This window comes from Rheinheimera sp. WS51 (assembly GCF_050936095.1).
Lineage (GTDB): Bacteria > Pseudomonadota > Gammaproteobacteria > Enterobacterales > Alteromonadaceae > Alishewanella.
In genome coordinates this window covers 167,146-185,101 of sequence record NZ_JBOTRC010000003.1, presented here as the reverse complement: position 1 = coordinate 185,101, position 17,956 = coordinate 167,146, and the positions used below count along the sequence as shown (strand labels likewise).

Below are 17,956 nucleotides of genomic sequence, written 5' to 3'. Positions count from 1 at the left end.
ATTACTTACGCCAAAAACCTAATGTTTCATTGAAGCACCAGCCTTGAACATTATTTTCCAAGTTAACCGTAGCAAATTTTATTGCTAATGAAGTTAGGCTTTTTTCAGGTTGTAAGTTTTGTAATTCAATTAATGCTTCTGATAAGTCGTTGCTTAACCAAGGGCTAATATTAGTGCTAGTATTTTCTAGCTCAGTAACAATAAAGTTTTCATTATTAGTTTTAGCAGTAAAAAGTGTCTGTTTTTTTACTTGCTCACTGTTATAGAAATCAAAGCCACCATCATCATTGGGCAGAATTAGCCAAGCGTCTTGCATTTGACCTGCCCTAAAAGGGCTAATGGTTTGTAAAAATGTATGTGAACGTTGCGATGTGTTTTCGTTATACCAATAGGCATTAACGTAATTGAGCGAGTCGTTATTCATAATGGTTTGCATAACGTGTTGCTCTAAATCTACCAATCGCTTTTCAGGCTCTAGCTTAAGGGGCTTTAAAGCTCTAGGGTTAGCATTGATTTTTTCTAATAATTCTGAAGGCAACAACTGCTGCATGTCATGGCTTTGCAATAAGTGTTGTTTACTTTCAAAGCCGGGCCGGATAAAAACAGGCTGGTCTATTTTATGGTTTAACTTCATACTTCTTATGTTGTATTGCATGATGGCGATATTAGGTTGCTCAGCCACTTTATTTGGCCTATGTCGCCAAACTCTACCTGCTAGTTGAATAATAGAGCGCATGGACGAAGGCTCAACTATTGCCCAATCATAATCATGATCACGACCCACTTCCGCAACTGGTGTCGCCATAACTATAAAAATATGATTTTGAGCACTGCTGGCTTTAATTGCTGCTTTTACTTCAGGATGCGATAGAAGCAACTCTGGTTGTTCTTCTTTTCGTTTTAACACTCTGTCTAGTTTTTGTTCTAAGTTGTTCCGCAGTAGTAAAAGCTGTTTAGCGTGATAACAGCAAAGGTGGATATGCGTATTACTTTCAAAATCTTGTTTGGTATACATTGCCTTAGCTAAGCCAATAATATTATCGATGTTGGCAATTCTAATTAAGCCTATACTTACCTTTTTATTGTCCTTTGCTAAATGATATTGCTGATGAAACTCAAAGGCTTGTTTAAGTAAGCAGTCTGATAACTCTTGATAAAACTTTGGCTTTTTTTCTTGGCTAAAACTTAATGTAATAGGCAGTATTTTTGCTTTACGTTGCGTTGGTTGTTTATTTAAGTATTCAGCACGTTTTTTAGTGAATGCCAAATGTTGCTCATTAAATAATGGCGGGGCTGATGTTTGTGTAGCTTGGCAACGGTTTTCATCAAACCATGCACAAACAATTTGTGGTGCGGCTTTGTTTTGGCTTTGATTATATAGCTCACGACCTGCTTTATAAGCTTTAAATAAACCAGCTATTAAATCGGGCGGTAAAGTTGCTGATGACAATAAAACTTTTGCACCAAATAACCCTGCTAGATGGACCAGTCTCGCTAAGGCGGGTAAATCTTCATGGTTAAAATCATCTGGCTCATCTAATACTAAATCACTTGATAACAAGCGCAGCATAGGCGCAATGTATTTACCTCCCCGCTTACACTCACTGGCTTGAATAATATGATCGACAGTACAACTCACAATAGGCGCAGCTAATAATGCTTTGGCACTTGGGTTTTCAATTACAGTACCTAAACCTAGCTCATTTAAAACTTCTAAATTGATATCCCCATCAACCCATTCATATAAAAGTTCTTCTACTGACTCACTGCCAAACTTTTCAGACTCATCATATTCCTTTTGCTCACTTTGTAATTCAAATAATGCTTTATGAGCGCCACCAACTAATACCGCTAACTGATCATTATCTAAACCTAAATCCTGACGAAAGCTCTGCCCTGTTTGCAAGGTTAATATACGAAGACCTAAAGCTATGGTAAATCGAGCACCTTTAGCAGGATCTGATAAAGCATACATAATACGTGCATTACCAATGGTTTTGCCGCAACCGGTTGAGGCCATGTTAACGCCAAAAAAACCGTTTTCATCGCTTGCTTTTTGTTGTGTTAACGCTAAATCATAGCCCTTATTCTGCCATTTAAACCGTTCAATATTGGTATGTTTTTGTAGCGTCTGCTGTTGCTGTATTCGTGGTAGAACTTCAGCAATTACAGGTATCTGCCTAGCAAATACAGCAGTGAATTTAGCAACTCCTAATAAATGTTCATCAAGCGGCTGCTTGACTTCTCCGGTTTTTCTATCTGTATTAGCTGCTAAGCCTGTAAATTTATTAGTTATTTTAATTCTTCTTCTATCATCCTTTTCTAAACTCGAATAGTTATGATCACCCAGCATTAAACTTAATCTTGATAGGTGTAATAATAAAGGATTAGCTATTACTTGTTGCATATCACTTAATTGCATTAATGCAGTATTAGCTAATGCTTTTGTAGCCCAACGCTTAATTCCTGATTGCCAATCTGGACTTTTAATAACAGGGTTGTCCATTTTCCAAAAGCTGTTATTACGTGTTCTTTCGCATTTTTCTGCTGCTTCTTGATTTCTCACCCAGTAATCACTAGCTTTCAACTTCTTATAAAATGATCCCTGTGAACGCTTTAATTTTTTATCGCCGGTTTTGATCTGCTCTTTGGCTTTTACATCATAGAATGCTTTATCTAAAGGCGGTAAACGATGATGGCTAACAATTAACCAAGCTAGCCATTGCATTAATGGAGGTAAGTTCTCTAAATCAGCGTTATCTTTCTCAGTACCTTGTAGTACAGTACTTTGAAAAGTATTTTGCAGTAGATATTGTTTTATATTAATAAATCGCTCTAAACATTCTCTATCTGTCTGACAATCTTTCACTAGCCAAATAAAAAGTTTTAATGATAGCCACTCATGTCGATATGGATCAGCCTGTTTAGCACTTTCAAATAGCTTGCTCTGAAATCCAAGAGTAGACTTTCCTAAGTCATGCATTAAAGCTGCTAGTGTTGCCATTATTTGTATACTGGGTGCATATATCCAATTACTTTCCCATTCGTTATGTAACAAATTTTTTTTTGTTGAGTTTACAGGCACTATTCCTTCATGATTAAAGGCACTTCTTCTACCCACTACCCAAAGTAGCTGGCTGCGTGATCTAGAACGGATCCAGTGGCAGCTGACAGCTGTGCTGCGACTGGCGGTTTGCCTAAGCATTTTTTTTACGGTTAATAAGCCGTCTTCGGTTATTAAGGTTTGCCAGGTGTTATCGCCAATGCGGTTGGCAAAAGCATCTAGCACGCGACGGGTCTTTTTTAAGGCGTTTTTTTCACACTGTGATACAAAGGTTACCATCATAGATTTTGTGCCTCTATTTGCTCGGCACTGTAATCTTGTAGGGCAATATTTTTTACCGTGTTAAACATAAAATCTAATGCTTTGTGATCAGTAAAGGCTTGTAATACTTGCTGGCGAAATTCTTGTTCGGTGGCGTTTTCTTTAGCGCAGATAAAGGCCCAAGGTAAAACTATGGCGTCTTTTATTAAGTCGGCAGCATCAAATACTAAAGCGCCTCGGCGGCTTTTACCGTGCATTACCGCAAAACCATGCGGTATGCCTAATACCCATAGGCAACTAGCTGCCAAACCATAGGCTAAGTAATTACCATGGTTTAAAAAGTCATTCGCTTTGTCGCTACTTTGATGTTGGCGGGTAAAGTCTTTTAACTGAGTATTATTGGCGGCGTATTTGTATAGCACTTTAGTAAGTTGTGCTTCTGTTAACAATAAGTCTGACGGCTTAGTTGCGTTGGTGGTTCTGCTGTGAAATGTCTCTAATGCAGCTTGAATAGCAGTATCAGTAAAGTTAAAACCTTCTGTTTTAAGATCTCGATCTTTTTGCCATGTTTTCTCAATATAGTGAATTCTAGCTTGTTGGAATAACTTAGCAGCTTGCAAGCGCTTGTTGTCATCAAACCAAAATTGTAACCAACCATGTAAGTATTCTGTTGGCCTATATTCACTTTGTGGTGTAAACCACTCAACTTCGCAAGCCATATATAAAGGTGTGCCACCACCGCCACAAAAACCAACCAACACACCTGCTTGGGCCAACATTCGCATAGCGGCTTGAGTAATAGAGGTGCCATTACCTAGTAATAAAACTGTGGTGTTAGCGATGGGGATATTAAAGTACTGGTTTTCGTTTTTTGCCTCGGTAAGGTATAAAACACGGCCATCTTTTTGCATTACCCTACAATATTCAAGATAAAACAAATTAGCGCGCTTGGAATGCAAAATTGTTTTTAAATCTGAAGGAGCCAAGTTATCCATAGGTTAGTCCTAACAATATTCCCTATTAGGGCTACTAATGTAAACAAAACACTACTTTTAGCAATACTGTATAAATAAACACACTCTTTTAAGTATACAGCTTCTTTTTCAACTATTTATTTGTCATGAACTATTTGCATTGAACTTAAAAGACCATGTTATATAAGTCAGGTATACATAAAAAAATAGCGCCATTAGGCGCTATTTTTCATCCAGCTTGGTGTTGCATAGTTATTAAATATACTCTACCGCGCTTATCTCATATTCTACTACGCCATTAGGTGTGGTGATATTGGCAACATCATCAACTGATTTACCAATTAAACCACGGGCTATAGGTGAATTCACCGATATTAGGTTATTTTTAATACTGGCTTCATCATCACCGACAATGCGATAAGTAACTTCTTGATCTGTTTCTAAATTAACAATAGTTACTGTAGCACCAAAGATAACTTTGCCAGTATTTTTCATTTTACTAATGTCAATTACTTGCGCATTAGATAACTTAGCTTCAATATCTTGAATTCTACCTTCGCAAAAACCTTGCTGCTCACGAGCTGCATGGTATTCCGCGTTTTCTTTTAAATCGCCATGCTCACGCGCAGTTGCTATTGCTTGAATAATAGCCGGTCTTTTTACTGACTTTAATTCATGCAATTCATTACGCAAATTTTCTGCGCCCTGCACCGTCATTGGGATCTGACTCATGCGTTCACTCTCTTATGTAGTTCTTGTACCGACACAACACTTTCAAACGCGCTGGCTGCACTGGATTCTACAGTGGCAAAGGCGGCATTAAGTGTTGTGGTGTAGTTAGCTTTATATTGCAAGGTACCACGGCGAATTGCTTTTGAGTCTTCTATCGCTTTACGGCCTTCTGTTGTGTTTACAACATAGCTGTATTCGCCGTTTTTAATTCTATCAAGAATATGTGGACGGCCTTCAGAAACTTTATTTACCGTACGACATTCGATACCTGCTGCTTGTAATGCTTTAGCTGTACCACCAGTTGCATCTAGCGTGAAGCCTTTAGCAACCATTAGCTTAGCTAAATCTATCATTCGCACTTTATCGCTGTCGCGTACCGAAAGCAAGGCTCTACCACCCGTTGGGATATTACAGCTTGAACCTAACTGTCCTTTAGAGTAAGCCATACTAAAGGTTTCGCCCACACCCATTACTTCACCGGTAGAACGCATCTCAGGGCCTAAAATAGGGTCAACACCTGGGAATTTATTAAACGGGATCACCACTTCTTTTACTGAGAAGTAAGGCGGGATAATTTCTTTAGTGATGCCTTGCGATGCTAATGATTGACCAACCATACAGCGCGCACCTACTTTAGCGATTGCTACGCCTGTTGCTTTAGAAACAAAAGGTATAGTCCGGGCAGCACGAGGGTTTACTTCAATTAAATAAACTTCGTTATTCTTTACCGCAAACTGGGTATTCATTAAGCCAACAACGCCAAGCTCAAGTGCTAATTTGCGTACTTGGTCACGCATAACATCTTGAATTTCAGCCGACAAGGTATGAGGAGGTAATGAACAGGCTGAGTCACCTGAGTGAACACCCGCTTGCTCGATATGCTCCATAATGCCGCCAATTACAACCTCGGTACCATCACAGATGGCGTCGATATCTACTTCAATAGCGTCGTCTAAGAAGTTATCTAATAGCACCGGTGAATCGTTAGATACGCTTACAGCATCGGTCATATAACGACGTAAGTCTTGTTCGTCATAAACAATTTCCATCGCTCGACCACCTAGTACATAAGATGGGCGTACAACCATTGGGAAACCGATGTCAGCAGCGGTATTAATTGCTTCTTCAATGCTGGTTACTGTTGCATTTTTTGGCTGTTTTAAGCCTAAACGTACTACAGCTTGCTGGAAACGTTCGCGATCTTCAGCGCGGTCTATCGCATCAGGAGAAGTACCTACAATTGGCACACCATTAGCTTCTAAAGCACGCGCTAATTTTAATGGTGTTTGCCCACCATATTGAACGATAACGCCTTTTGGCTTCTCTTTAGCAACGATTTCTAATACATCTTCTAAAGTGATTGGCTCAAAGTATAAACGATCAGAAGTATCATAATCTGTTGAAACCGTTTCTGGGTTACAGTTGATCATAATGGTTTCATAACCATCTTCGCGTAAAGCTAAAGCTGCATGTACACAGCAATAGTCAAACTCGATGCCTTGACCAATACGGTTTGGGCCACCGCCGATAATCATAATTTTATCGCGATCCGTTGGGGCTGCTTCACACTCTTCATCATAAGTGGAATACATATAAGCAGTATTAGAAGCAAACTCTGCCGCACAGGTATCAACCCGTTTATAAACAGGGTGAATATCAAAGCTATGACGCTTTTTGCGCACTTCATTTTCGCTTACGCCTAATACATCGGCTATGCGTTTATCAGAAAAACCTTTGCGTTTTAAGCGAGCAATAGCGTCTTTATCTAGGCCAGCAAAACCGGCTGCGCATAAAGCTTGTTCTTCTTTAATTAAGTCTTCAATTTGCACTAAGAACCAAGGGTCTATCTTAGTTAATGCGAAGATATCGTCAATTGACATGCCAAAGCGGAATGCATCACCGATATACCAAATGCGCTCGGCACCGGGCTCTTTTAATTCACGAACAATAGTGTCTTTAACATTTGCTGCAGTTAAATCAACAATAGGATCTAAACCTGACATGCCAGTTTCTAAGCTGCGTAGCGCTTTTTGCAGTGACTCTTGTTGATTACGGCCAATTGACATCACTTCACCCACCGATTTCATCTGTGTGGTTAAACGATCATTAGCGCCAGCGAATTTTTCAAAGTTAAAGCGTGGAATTTTCGTTACAACATAATCGATACTTGGCTCGAATGACGCAGGAGTTATGCCGCCGGTAATATCATTGGCTAATTCGTCTAAAGTGAAGCCTACCGCTAATTTTGCAGCAACTTTAGCAATAGGGAAACCCGTTGCTTTAGAGGCTAACGCCGATGAACGAGATACCCGTGGGTTCATCTCAATGATCACCATACGGCCATCTTCTGGATTAATACCAAACTGAACGTTAGAGCCACCTGTTTCAACACCAATTTCACGTAATACTGCTAACGAAGCATTACGCATAATTTGATATTCTTTATCAGTTAAGGTTTGTGCCGGCGCCACGGTGATAGAGTCACCCGTATGCACGCCCATAGGATCGAAGTTTTCAATAGAACAAACAATAATACAGTTATCGTTTTTGTCTCGAACCACTTCCATTTCATATTCTTTCCAACCAATTAATGATTCATCTATCAATAATTCTTTGGTGGGTGATAGGGCTAAACCGTTTTCACAAATATCTTCAAACTCTTCACGGTTGTAAGCTATACCACCGCCAGAGCCACCCATTGTAAATGAAGGGCGAATAATACAAGGGAAGCCAATTTCTTCTAGCACTTCAAAGGCTTCTTCCATTGAATGGGCTAAGCCAGCGCGTGGGCATGATAAACCGATAGAGCGCATTGCTTTATCAAAGCGGCTGCGATCTTCCGCTTTATCAATGGCGTCGGCAGTGGCGCCAATCATTTCAACATTGTACTTAGCTAAAACGCCATGACGCTCTAAGTCTAAGGCACAATTAAGTGCAGTTTGTCCGCCCATAGTAGGTAAAACAGCACAAGGGCGTTCTTTTTCAATAATTTTTTCTACCACTTTCCAGTGAATTGGCTCAATGTAAGTTGCATCGGCCATTTCTGGATCGGTCATAATTGTCGCTGGGTTAGAGTTAACTAGAATAACTCTATAGCCTTCTTCTCTTAAGGCTTTACAGGCTTGAGCGCCTGAATAGTCAAACTCACAAGCTTGACCTATTACGATAGGGCCAGCGCCTAAGATTAGAATACTTTTTAAATCGGTACGTTTTGGCATTGCGTCTGAGTCTCCGTAATTCGTGTTGGCTTAGGCTGATTTACGCATCAGCGCAATAAAGTGGTCGAACAGCTCAGCGGCTTCGTAGGGCCCAGGGCTAGCTTCAGGGTGGCCCTGGAAACTAAATGCCGGTTTATCTGTGCGCTCTAAGCCTTGCAAAGTGCCATCAAATAACGATTTATGTGTCATACGTAATGTATCTGGCAACGTAGTTTCATCAACAGCAAAACCGTGGTTTTGCGCAGTAATCATAACCTTTTTAGTTGCTAAGGTTTGTACTGGATGGTTAGCACCATGATGGCCAAACTTCATTTTTAGTGTGCTAGCACCGCTGGCTAATGCTAATAGCTGATGGCCCAAGCAAATACCAAAAATGGGAATATCGGTGGTCAAGAAGGTTTTAATGGCTTCTATAGCATAATCACAAGGTGCTGGATCGCCAGGACCATTAGATAAAAAGATACCATCCGGATTCATAGCTAAAACATCGGCGGCCGGTGTTTGCGCAGGTACTACGGTAACCTTACAACCGCGCTGGGCCAATGAACGTAAAATATTACGTTTTACACCAAAGTCATAAGCGACAACATGGAACTCACCGCTATTTTCTAAATTAAAACCTGCGCCAAGTGTCCAAACGCCTTCTGTCCATGTATAAGTTTCTTTAGTACTAACAACTTTAGCTAAGTCCATGCCATTTAAGCCGCCGAAGTCTTTTGCTAATTGCAATGCTTTGGCTTCATCAAGATCATCACCCGCCATAATACAACCGTTTTGCGCACCCTTTTCTCGCAAGATTCGGGTTAGTTTACGGGTATCAATATCAGCGATACCAAGAATATTGTGCGCACTAAGATAATCAGTTAACGATTGTTGATTACGGAAGTTACTACAAAGTAGAGGTAAGTCTCTAATAATTAAACCTTTAACCCAAACCTGACTAGATTCTTCATCTTCAGAGTTGGTGCCGGTATTGCCGATATGTGGATAAGTAAGTGTGACGATTTGTTCTGCATACGAGGGATCAGTTAGTATTTCTTGATACCCCGTCATTGAAGTATTAAACACTACCTCTCCAACAGAAACTCCTTTAGCGCCAATGGCTGTACCGCGAAATACGGTGCCGTCTTCCAGTACGAGCAGGGCGGACTTAGACAAAATAACCTCCAAACAGCAAAAAACGGGCTTAAACACGATTAAGGTTTAGCACCCGTTTTGACCCAAAATATGATACCCGAATTTGCCTTAGGCAAACCTGTCTACTTTAGCCGATTTTCAGTTTTTTTTCTATGCTTTTTTTGCTTTTATTGAAAATGCAGGCTTTGCTAATATTTATTCACTGAAGTCTGCATAAACTCATTATAAATCAGTTAAACCCAGCACTTGTTGCATAGAATAAAGTCCGGGCTGTTTATTTTTCAACCAGGCAGCAGCGCGCATGGCACCTTGGGCAAAGGTCTGTCGGCTTGATGCTTTGTGAGTTATTTCCAGTCTTTCACCCAGATCTGCAAATAATACGGTGTGATCACCAATAATGTCGCCACCACGAATGGTGGAAAAACCGATGCTTTGTTGTTCACGCTCTGTCGTTTCACCTTCTCGGCCATACACAGCAACATCGCTTAAATTTCGCCCTAAACTATCCGCTATGGTGTTGCCTATTGCAAGTGCGGTACCTGAAGGGGCATCTTTTTTAAAGCGATGATGGGCTTCTATAATTTCAATATCGGCTGTATTACCCATTACACTGGCCGCTTTTTTAGCCAGATGCAGTAATAAATTAACGCCGACACTCATATTCGGTGCCCAGACTATAGGGATAAACTGACTTGCCTGTTGTAGCTGAGCATACTGAGCATCAGTTAGGCCTGTAACGCCTATGACCATTGCTTTTTTATGCGCAACAGCAAGTTGCAAATGGTTTAGCATTGGCTCGGGTAACGTGAAATCAAGCCATATATCCGCTTGTTGAATGCTAGCGGCATTTACTTCGGTAACTGGTAGGGCTAACTTAGCACAACCGGCTATCTCACCGGCATCAAGGCCTAACAAGGCTGAGCCTTTGCGCACTGTGGCCGCAGTTAAATTTAATTGTTGTTGCTGTGCAACATTAATTAATGCTCGGCCCATACGACCATTAGCGCCAAAAACTCCAAGAGCGGGCATAGTATTACCTTGAATGTTATTAATAATTAACGGCATTAGAGCAAATGCCGTTACCAGTATAAAGCAGAATATTAAAGGGCATATTGTAATATTTGCCGACTCACCTCAGGGGTGATATCAGCATGCTCACCTAGCTTAACCATATTATGCTCGGTTAACTTGGCAACCACAGTATCAATGGCTTCACTATTCAGGCCATAATCGGCTAACTGAGTAGGCACGCCCATTTTCTGGAAAAATGCTTGGGTTAAGGCAATGGCTTGATCAATAACCTCTTCTTCATCCGCTGAGGTTAACTGCCATACTCTACGGCCATATTGCAGCAGCTTTTGCCGTTTTTGTTGCCTTTTATGTTGTAATAAAGCAGGTAATACAACCGCTAAAGTTTGCGCATGATCTAAACCATAACAGGCGGTAAGTTCATGGCCAATCATATGGGTTGCCCAATCTTGGGGTACCCCTTTACCTATTAAGCCATTTAGTGCCATTGTTGCCGCCCACATAATATTGGCGCGCACATTGTAATTCTCAGGTTCAGTTAACGCCAATGGCCCTTGCTCTATAAGTGTTTGTAACAGGCCTTCTGCAAAACGATCTTGAACACACGCATTAACCGGATAGGTTAAATATTGTTCTATGACATGGATAAAAGCATCTACCACACCATTAGCCACTTGTTTAGTTGGTAAGCTAAAGGTGACGCTTGGATCTAAAATAGCAAACTGGGGATAGACTAAGGGGCTAGAAAAACCTAGTTTTTGTTTTGTTTCATAACGGGTTACAACAGAGTTGCCGTTACTTTCACTTCCGGTTGCTGGTAAAGTTAAGACACAACCTAGTGCAATCGCAGAAGTAACTTCGGCCCCCTCGGCTAAAATCTGCCACGCATCGCCTGCAAAAACAGCCGCTGCGGCAATAAATTTAGCGCCATCTATCACGCTGCCACCGCCTACAGCTAACAGAAAATCAATTTTTTCACGACGTACTAAATCAGCCGCTTGCATTAAGGTTTCAAAACTTGGGTTTGGCTCAATGCCTGAAAATTCCTGCCAATCAAAATTGGCTAATGCTGCTGTCACTTGCTGATAAACGCCATTACGTTTAATAGAGCCTGCACCGTATAACAATAACACCTTGCTGTCGGGCGGAATATTGTCATTTAGTGCGGCTATTTGATCTTGGCCAAAAATAATTTTGGTTGGGTTTTGAAAGCTAAAATTAAACATAACATTATCTCTTAAATTGCAGCTGTTATTAATAACATTGACTACTGTATATTAATTAAGATAAAGCAATTCAAGACTAAGTAATGCTAACTGCGCTCAACGGCAATTGTCATCAGTTAATTAGCCATTATCAGCATAGATTTGTTTCACTGTTTGCTCTAGTTTTTCCGCCGTTACAGCTGCGCCGGGTATGGCTTGAATTGCTTCTAATTCTATTGTTGACCAAAAACGACCTTTAAATTTAAAGGCGCCGTTTCCTTGATGACTAAAAAACGATCCCCATAAACCTTTTAAGGCCATAGGCACAACAGGCACTGGGCTTTCTTTTAATATGCGCTCTACACCAGGACGAAAGCTGTCAATGGCACCATCTTTGGTTAAACGCCCTTCTGGGAATATACAGACCAAATTCCCCATGGCCAGCTCTTGTTTAATCGTAGCAAAAGCAGCTTCATGCACCTGTTCATTACGCTGCTTACTGCAAATAGGAATGGTTTTGGCCGCTTTAAACACTTTGTTCGCAACCGGTAAGTCGTAAATGGCTTTTTCCATTACAAACCGTACTGGCCGTCTTACTGCCCCGGCTATTAATAAGGCATCAACATAACTCACATGGTTTGCCACTAAAACCGCAGCGCCATCATCAGGAATATGCTCTAGACCTTTTTTATTTACTCTGTACATACTATGGCTAAGTAAATAAATAATAAAACGCCAGACAAATTCTGGCATTTGATAATAAACATAAAAGGCCACTACAAAATTCATTATCGCCAGAATAAGAAAATATTCGCTAATGGAAATTTGCAGTACAGATAAAAAGAAAATACCGGCTACAGCGCTGGCAACCATAAATAATGCATTAAAAATATTATTCGCCGCAATAACACGGGCACGTTGATTCGACTGAGCACGTTGCTGCAATAACGCATACAAGGGCACAATAAATAAACCACCAAAAACACCTATTAGGCTTAAATCAATAAGTAACCACCAGCCATGAGCGGTAGCAAAAAACTGACTTAAGTTTACTAAACTGGTCGGGGCCTGTGATGGGCTACTTATATATAAAGCGATACCAAACAGAGTTAACCCAGCAGAGCCAATAGGAACTATCCCAAGCTCAACTTTGTCGCCAGATAAGCGCTCGCAAAGCATAGAGCCAATACCCACTCCCATGGAAAACGCGACAAGTAATGCCGTGACGACGGTATTGTCGCCGCCTAATACTGTTTTAGTGTAGTTAGGAAATTGAGTTAGATAACTGGCGCCTAAAAACCAAAACCAGCTAATAGCCATAATTGATAGATATAAGTTGCGATTGCTATAGCTAATGCTGATGGCTGTTTTAGTTTGCTGCCAAGGCGAAAACTGAAATGGTTGCGCTGCCGTTACTTTGCCTACATCGGGAATATGCCGACTTGCCAAATAACCTAAAACCGAAAATAAAATAATCACAGCCGCCACCCATAGCGGTGCTTGTGTAAAGCCAACGATCAAGCCGCCCACTACGGTGCCAAGTAAAATAGCAACAAAAGTGCCCATTTCTACCCATGCATTACCCGCTAGCAATTCTTTATCAGACAGCAACTGTGGCAAAATAGCGTATTTCACTGGGCCAAAAAATGCCGACTGGCTGCCCATTAAGAATAATAATCCGAGTAAAAGTAAATATTGCTGAAAATAAAACGCTGCCGCGGCCGCTAACATTAAAGCAATTTCTATCAGCTTTAAGCGGCGGATTAACCGCGTTTTACAACTGGCATCAGCCAAGGCTCCAGCGGTAGCTGAAAACAGTAAAAAAGGTAATATAAACAAGCCTGCTGCTAAATTCATTGTAACATCAGTCGGCCAAGGCAAGGCGTTAGCAGCGGTAAAGGCTAGCATTAACATTAAGGCATTTTTAAACACATTATCATTAAAAGCGCCTAGTGCTTGCGTTAAAAAAAACGGTAAAAACCGTTTTGACACCATAATTTTCTGCCCTGACATCCCAACTCCATTAACAATGTGCTTAACTAGTTACCGCTGTGCAGCATAATAAAATCCTTAGCACAGCGCCAGCTATTAGATCGATAGCATTGCAGTTGACAGGACATCTAGCCGTCTATATATTGCGTTAGTTACTCTATATCGCTGCGCTAAATTTGACTTATTAAAGGGCTCGCTATGACCACATCTTATACCCATCCTGTTGGCGCTAAGCGCTCTTTAGTGCCACTGCTGGTTTTTATTATTTTATTTCTAGGTACCGGCTTATATTTACAAAGCCAAGATGTAGCTTATGCCTTTTATCAACTGCCTGGCCATGTAGCGATTATTCCGGCGTTAATGTTAGCGGTTTACTTTCATAGAGCGCCGTTAACCGAATCAATTGATGTCATGATCAAAGGCGCGAGCAATCAGAATATTATTACCATGTGTATTATTTATTTGCTTGCCGGTGCTTTTGCTAGCGTCGCTACTGCCACTGGAGGCGTCGATGCCGCAGTCAATGCCGGTTTAAGCCTCGTTTCAGCCGACTGGCTACTACCGGGGTTATTTATTATTGCCGCTGTTATAGCTACGGCTATGGGTACGTCTATGGGAACCATTGCTGCATTAGCGCCTATCGCCGTGACTTTAGCGAATCAAGCCAGTTTAGAACCCGCACTTGTCGCTGGGGTATTATTAAGCGGTGCCATGTTTGGCGATAATTTATCTATTATTTCAGACACCACTATTGCCTCAACTCGTACCCAAGGCGCTAAGATGTCGGATAAATTTAAAGAAAATATAAAAATAGCTTTACCGGCCGCTATTATCACCTTTGTTCTGTATATCTTCTTATCGTCAGATGGCGCTGTTATTAGCCAACAAGCCATTAATTGGACCGGTATACTGCCCTATGCCGCTATTTTAATGTTAGCGGTTATGGGCCTTAATGTATTTGTCGTGTTAGTGCTAGGTGTGCTTTTAGCTGCAGCACAAGGCGCTTTATTTGCCGATTACAATATCGGCAAACTAGGTAAAGACATTGCTAGCGGCTTTGCTAATGTGCAAGAGATTTTCATTTTAGCAATGTTAGTCAGTGCGTTAAGTGAGTTTATTAAGCAGCAAGGCGGTTTACAGTGGATAGCCTCTGGCATTCAGTTTTTGGCTTCTAAGCTGAAGCTAGCAGGTAATAAAGCACAACAACTGGCCATTGCCGCTTTAGCCTTTAGTAGTAACCTCTGTATTGCTAATAACACTGTTGCCATTGTTTTAACTGGCGATCTTAGTAAAAACCTGGCCGAAAAACACCAAATAAGCCCCAAACGTAGTGCCAGTTTATTAGATATCTTTGCCTGTATTAGTCAGGGCTTAGTGCCTTATGGCGCACAAGCGCTATTGCTCGGGGCCAGTTTTGGCTTATCACCTTGGCACGTTATTAGCCAAAGCTATTATTGTGTGATTTTATTAGTCGTGGCTATTGCCGTTATACTGTTACGCTCTTCAGCCCAAAGCAAGTCATCTGTTAGTTACGCTTAGTGTTAATGACCAAATACACGGGTTAACCAGTTTCTGCTTAACGCAATAGGTTTAGCTAGAGTGTGATAAAGCAAAATTTGCCAGCGCATCTTTAAATTATGCCCTCGAACAAACCAAATCTGCCTAGCTAGCCATGCTTCAAATGACGAGCCCTGTAACATTAACAGCACCAGTTTACAGACAAAAGATTGTGCTTTGACTGGGGCTGTAATCAGTACACTTTGTGCAGCTTTATTATTAAATAACTTAGCTAGCACCCAACAGGCATTGATCACAGCAGGCTGTACTGCCATCAGCCTAGCTTGCTCGATTAACAGCTTAAGTTGCTGTTGCTCTGCAACATCTAGTAGCAAATCATTTAAATCAATCACATCTTTTAGCAGTTTATGGCTTTCTTCTTGGTAAAATAAATGTACCGCAGCATGAATAAATAAATGTGCAGACATAGGCACTTTAAATACAGAACCATCTATAGTGTTCGCATGCGTAAAAATAGGCGCGATATCAATTTTTTTTGCCGATGCAGTTGGATAAATATGGTGATGTAAATCTATCACAGTACCGCGTTGATAATGCTGTAATGGCGGGTTTTGATGTGACCAATTAAGATAATAATCACGATCATAATCAGTAATAGTTCCTTCGGAAAAACCACTAAAAAACAATTTATCTCTGATCTGCTTAACTCGCTCTACAGGCACCAGAATATCGATATCTGCAAAAAGCCTTCCCATACTAACAGGCAAGGCTAAAGCTCGGTAGGCTGCCCCTTTAAGCAAGATGCAGGGACACTTTGCATCAGAAAACAGTGACTCTAATTGCTGCAGCTCGAAATATAACGAATGCTGCTGCTTTTTTGCATAAATCGCGGCTGATTTGCCATGTAAGCGTACTTGATCCGGCACCTGCTCAAGAAGTGCCTTTTGTTGTAATAGATAATAAAATCTTGCTGTTAAACCATGCTCTCTGGCTTGTTGTAAAAATAAAGTCCAGTCTCGCGCAGTCGCATGTTGAATAAAGTCAGTCGGATTTGTGAAAAAACATAATACAGGCTGATTTAGCATAATTGTTCTAACTCATTCAGGGCCTGTTTAATATCCGCATATTCTAATCTGAATGCGCTAATTTGCTGACATAACTGTCCTAACGCATTAAAACCTTGCTCTGCTAACACCGCGTAATTAAATGAATTGTTTGCTAAATGCATAAATGCGTCAGCCTGAGACATTTTGCTCAATTGTAGGTCTGTTTGCTCGGCATTATATTGAGGAAAAACCACCCAAGTTGCGTGCGCTGTTTTTTGGTAACTACACCAACTAGCTTGACTAGGTAATAAATACCCCACAGTGCCCTTAGTGGTACCTGTGGTAATTTGTTTAATATTGGCTTCTGGATACCAAGACTGTACTAAGTCTAGAGATTGATTCTTTAAACTTACCGGCCTAACAAAAGGCACTATTAAGCCATTTTCTAAGTCAACTAAACACATCTCGTCAGATAATAAACGCCAACCTTCTAACATCAGAGCAGCACATAAAGTACTTTTTCCTGCCCCAGGTGGAGCGGGCATAATTAACGCTTTACCTTGTTTTTCTAATACAGCAGCATGGATTGCTAAGTACTGATGCTGATATGAGGCAATACACCAATTAAGCCCCCATTCGAATACCGGGACTAATTGTCCTGGGTCCGTCATACGAAAGTGTTGTTGGCCAGCAGAGATATGATAAGGTCTGCCCCAACCTGCCCATTTGCGTTGAACATTAAGGCAAAAATCATAAATACAATTCGGCTTAGGTTTAGCGATAAAGTCTAAAGGATAGAGTTCTGTTAAAGCAGTAAATAACTGACGACTTTGATTAGATACGAGTACTGAAAATGGGGCTGTGTGAATAGCAAACTCAGTCAAGACTCGACTCCACAGGATCAAGATCAACGGCTGTATCTATACAGGTAGTATGATCTAGTAATGAAAAAAGCACCCTGCTTTTATCTGCAAAAGTTATACCTGTGGCAGATAATTGTTGAGTGCTTTGATCTGTATTTTGCTGGATTAACCAAGCAGCGTAGCCAAGGTACTCATCCATTATTTTAAGTTTTACCGTCTATATAATACACCAGCAATGCATCTAACTGCTGTTTTTGTGCTGTAGTAACTGAATTTAAATACGCATTAACAATTTCATATGGTTCAGGGAAATTACTACTTTGCCCCGTTTCTTGATAATATAACGAATGTAAAAAAGCAGCTGTTATATTACGTAAAAGTGAATTAGATTTTTTTAAATTCACCGCCTCATCCAATGTACCAGTGAAGCTACCATCAAAAACATCACTAAATTTGGTATCTTGATATATTTTGATGCCATTCCACTGTTTAGACCAAGCAGCAATAGTTATATGCTTTGGTTTATAAAAGTAACCGCCTTTGCCACCTGCCACTAAGGTAGAAACATTATCAAAGTAGCGTTTTGCACTGCCGTGAGAATCTAAACCCTGTTTACATGCCTCATACTTTTCAGGCTGAACAGATTGCATTTGTGATGCATTTTCACTGAGAGAGCAATTAAGTGTACTGGTGCCCCAAGCCGCTTTGCTTTTTAATGTAAGCAGTACAGGCAAGCTACCAATGCCTACATGTAATAAAAATTTACGACGGCTAGCTTGAGTCGATTTAACTTCCTTATTATCAATAGGTTCCATAATCTCATCCTAAAGCTTACAACATTGTCATATTAATATTTAAGCAAGAATTAGACCATCAAGCTAAGCAACTGATTATATTGATGGTCTATAAAACTCATT

Annotated in this window: 13 protein-coding genes; 1 reads left to right on the top strand and 12 read right to left on the bottom strand. The window is 40.6% G+C overall.

Annotated elements, in window-relative coordinates:
* Position 1: 1 nt before the first annotated feature.
* From cas3f to ACRCA4_RS06270, 8 genes are all read right to left on the bottom strand, one after another.
* Complete coding sequence (gene cas3f / locus ACRCA4_RS06305) at positions 2 to 3,346, bottom strand: type I-F CRISPR-associated helicase Cas3f (protein ID WP_433185740.1); 3,345 nt, start codon at positions 3,344 to 3,346, stop codon at positions 2 to 4.
* Positions 3,343 to 4,320 carry a type I-F CRISPR-associated endonuclease Cas1f gene (gene cas1f / locus ACRCA4_RS06300; RefSeq protein WP_433185738.1) on the bottom strand — a complete coding sequence of 326 codons (978 nt, stop codon included), beginning with the start codon at positions 4,318 to 4,320 and terminating at the stop codon, positions 3,343 to 3,345. Before cas1f ends, cas3f begins: the two co-directional genes overlap by 4 nt.
* 234 nt (positions 4,321 to 4,554) lie before the next feature.
* On the bottom strand, positions 4,555 to 5,031 hold the full coding sequence (greA, locus tag ACRCA4_RS06295; RefSeq protein ID WP_433185735.1) for a transcription elongation factor GreA: 477 nt from the start codon (positions 5,029 to 5,031) through the stop codon (positions 4,555 to 4,557).
* Positions 5,028 to 8,249 carry a carbamoyl-phosphate synthase large subunit gene (gene carB, locus ACRCA4_RS06290; protein ID WP_433185732.1) on the bottom strand — a complete coding sequence of 1,074 codons (3,222 nt, stop codon included), beginning with the start codon at positions 8,247 to 8,249 and terminating at the stop codon, positions 5,028 to 5,030. Before carB ends, greA begins: the two co-directional genes overlap by 4 nt.
* 30 nt (positions 8,250 to 8,279) lie before the next feature.
* Entirely contained in the window at positions 8,280 to 9,407 is a 1,128-nt protein-coding gene (gene carA, locus ACRCA4_RS06285; RefSeq protein ID WP_433185730.1) for a glutamine-hydrolyzing carbamoyl-phosphate synthase small subunit, read from the bottom strand.
* A 201-nt stretch (positions 9,408 to 9,608) separates the two neighbouring features.
* Positions 9,609 to 10,415 carry a 4-hydroxy-tetrahydrodipicolinate reductase gene (dapB, locus tag ACRCA4_RS06280; protein WP_433186009.1) on the bottom strand — a complete coding sequence of 269 codons (807 nt, stop codon included), beginning with the start codon at positions 10,413 to 10,415 and terminating at the stop codon, positions 9,609 to 9,611.
* Between the two features lie 71 nt (positions 10,416 to 10,486).
* Positions 10,487 to 11,641, bottom strand: a complete 1,155-nt coding sequence (locus tag ACRCA4_RS06275; protein ID WP_433185727.1) for an iron-containing alcohol dehydrogenase — start codon at positions 11,639 to 11,641, stop codon at positions 10,487 to 10,489.
* A gap of 120 nt (positions 11,642 to 11,761) precedes the next feature.
* Positions 11,762 to 13,633, bottom strand: a complete 1,872-nt coding sequence (locus tag ACRCA4_RS06270; RefSeq protein WP_433185724.1) for an MFS transporter — start codon at positions 13,631 to 13,633, stop codon at positions 11,762 to 11,764.
* A 177-nt stretch (positions 13,634 to 13,810) separates the two neighbouring features.
* Between ACRCA4_RS06270 and ACRCA4_RS06265 the strand changes: the two genes are divergently transcribed.
* The gene (locus ACRCA4_RS06265; RefSeq protein ID WP_433185721.1) at positions 13,811 to 15,151 is read left to right on the top strand and encodes a Na+/H+ antiporter NhaC family protein; all 1,341 of its coding nucleotides are present in this window, start codon (positions 13,811 to 13,813) and stop codon (positions 15,149 to 15,151) included.
* Positions 15,152 to 15,153: 2 nt separating this feature from the next.
* Here the strand turns inward: ACRCA4_RS06265 and ACRCA4_RS06260 are convergent, their stop codons facing one another.
* From ACRCA4_RS06260 to ACRCA4_RS06245, 4 genes are read right to left on the bottom strand one after another with little or no spacing between them, the layout of a single operon-like run.
* On the bottom strand, positions 15,154 to 16,215 hold the full coding sequence (locus tag ACRCA4_RS06260; RefSeq protein WP_433185718.1) for a nucleotidyltransferase domain-containing protein: 1,062 nt from the start codon (positions 16,213 to 16,215) through the stop codon (positions 15,154 to 15,156).
* Positions 16,209 to 17,060 carry an HprK-related kinase A gene (locus tag ACRCA4_RS06255; protein WP_433185715.1) on the bottom strand — a complete coding sequence of 284 codons (852 nt, stop codon included), beginning with the start codon at positions 17,058 to 17,060 and terminating at the stop codon, positions 16,209 to 16,211. Before ACRCA4_RS06255 ends, ACRCA4_RS06260 begins: the two co-directional genes overlap by 7 nt.
* Positions 17,053 to 17,238, bottom strand: coding sequence for a hypothetical protein (locus tag ACRCA4_RS06250; protein ID WP_433185712.1), 186 nt, complete (start codon positions 17,236 to 17,238; stop codon positions 17,053 to 17,055). The genes ACRCA4_RS06255 and ACRCA4_RS06250 overlap by 8 nt, the downstream gene beginning before the upstream one ends.
* 4 nt (positions 17,239 to 17,242) lie before the next feature.
* Positions 17,243 to 17,854 carry a hypothetical protein gene (locus ACRCA4_RS06245; RefSeq protein ID WP_433185709.1) on the bottom strand — a complete coding sequence of 204 codons (612 nt, stop codon included), beginning with the start codon at positions 17,852 to 17,854 and terminating at the stop codon, positions 17,243 to 17,245.
* Between the last annotated feature and the right edge of the window lie 102 nt (positions 17,855 to 17,956).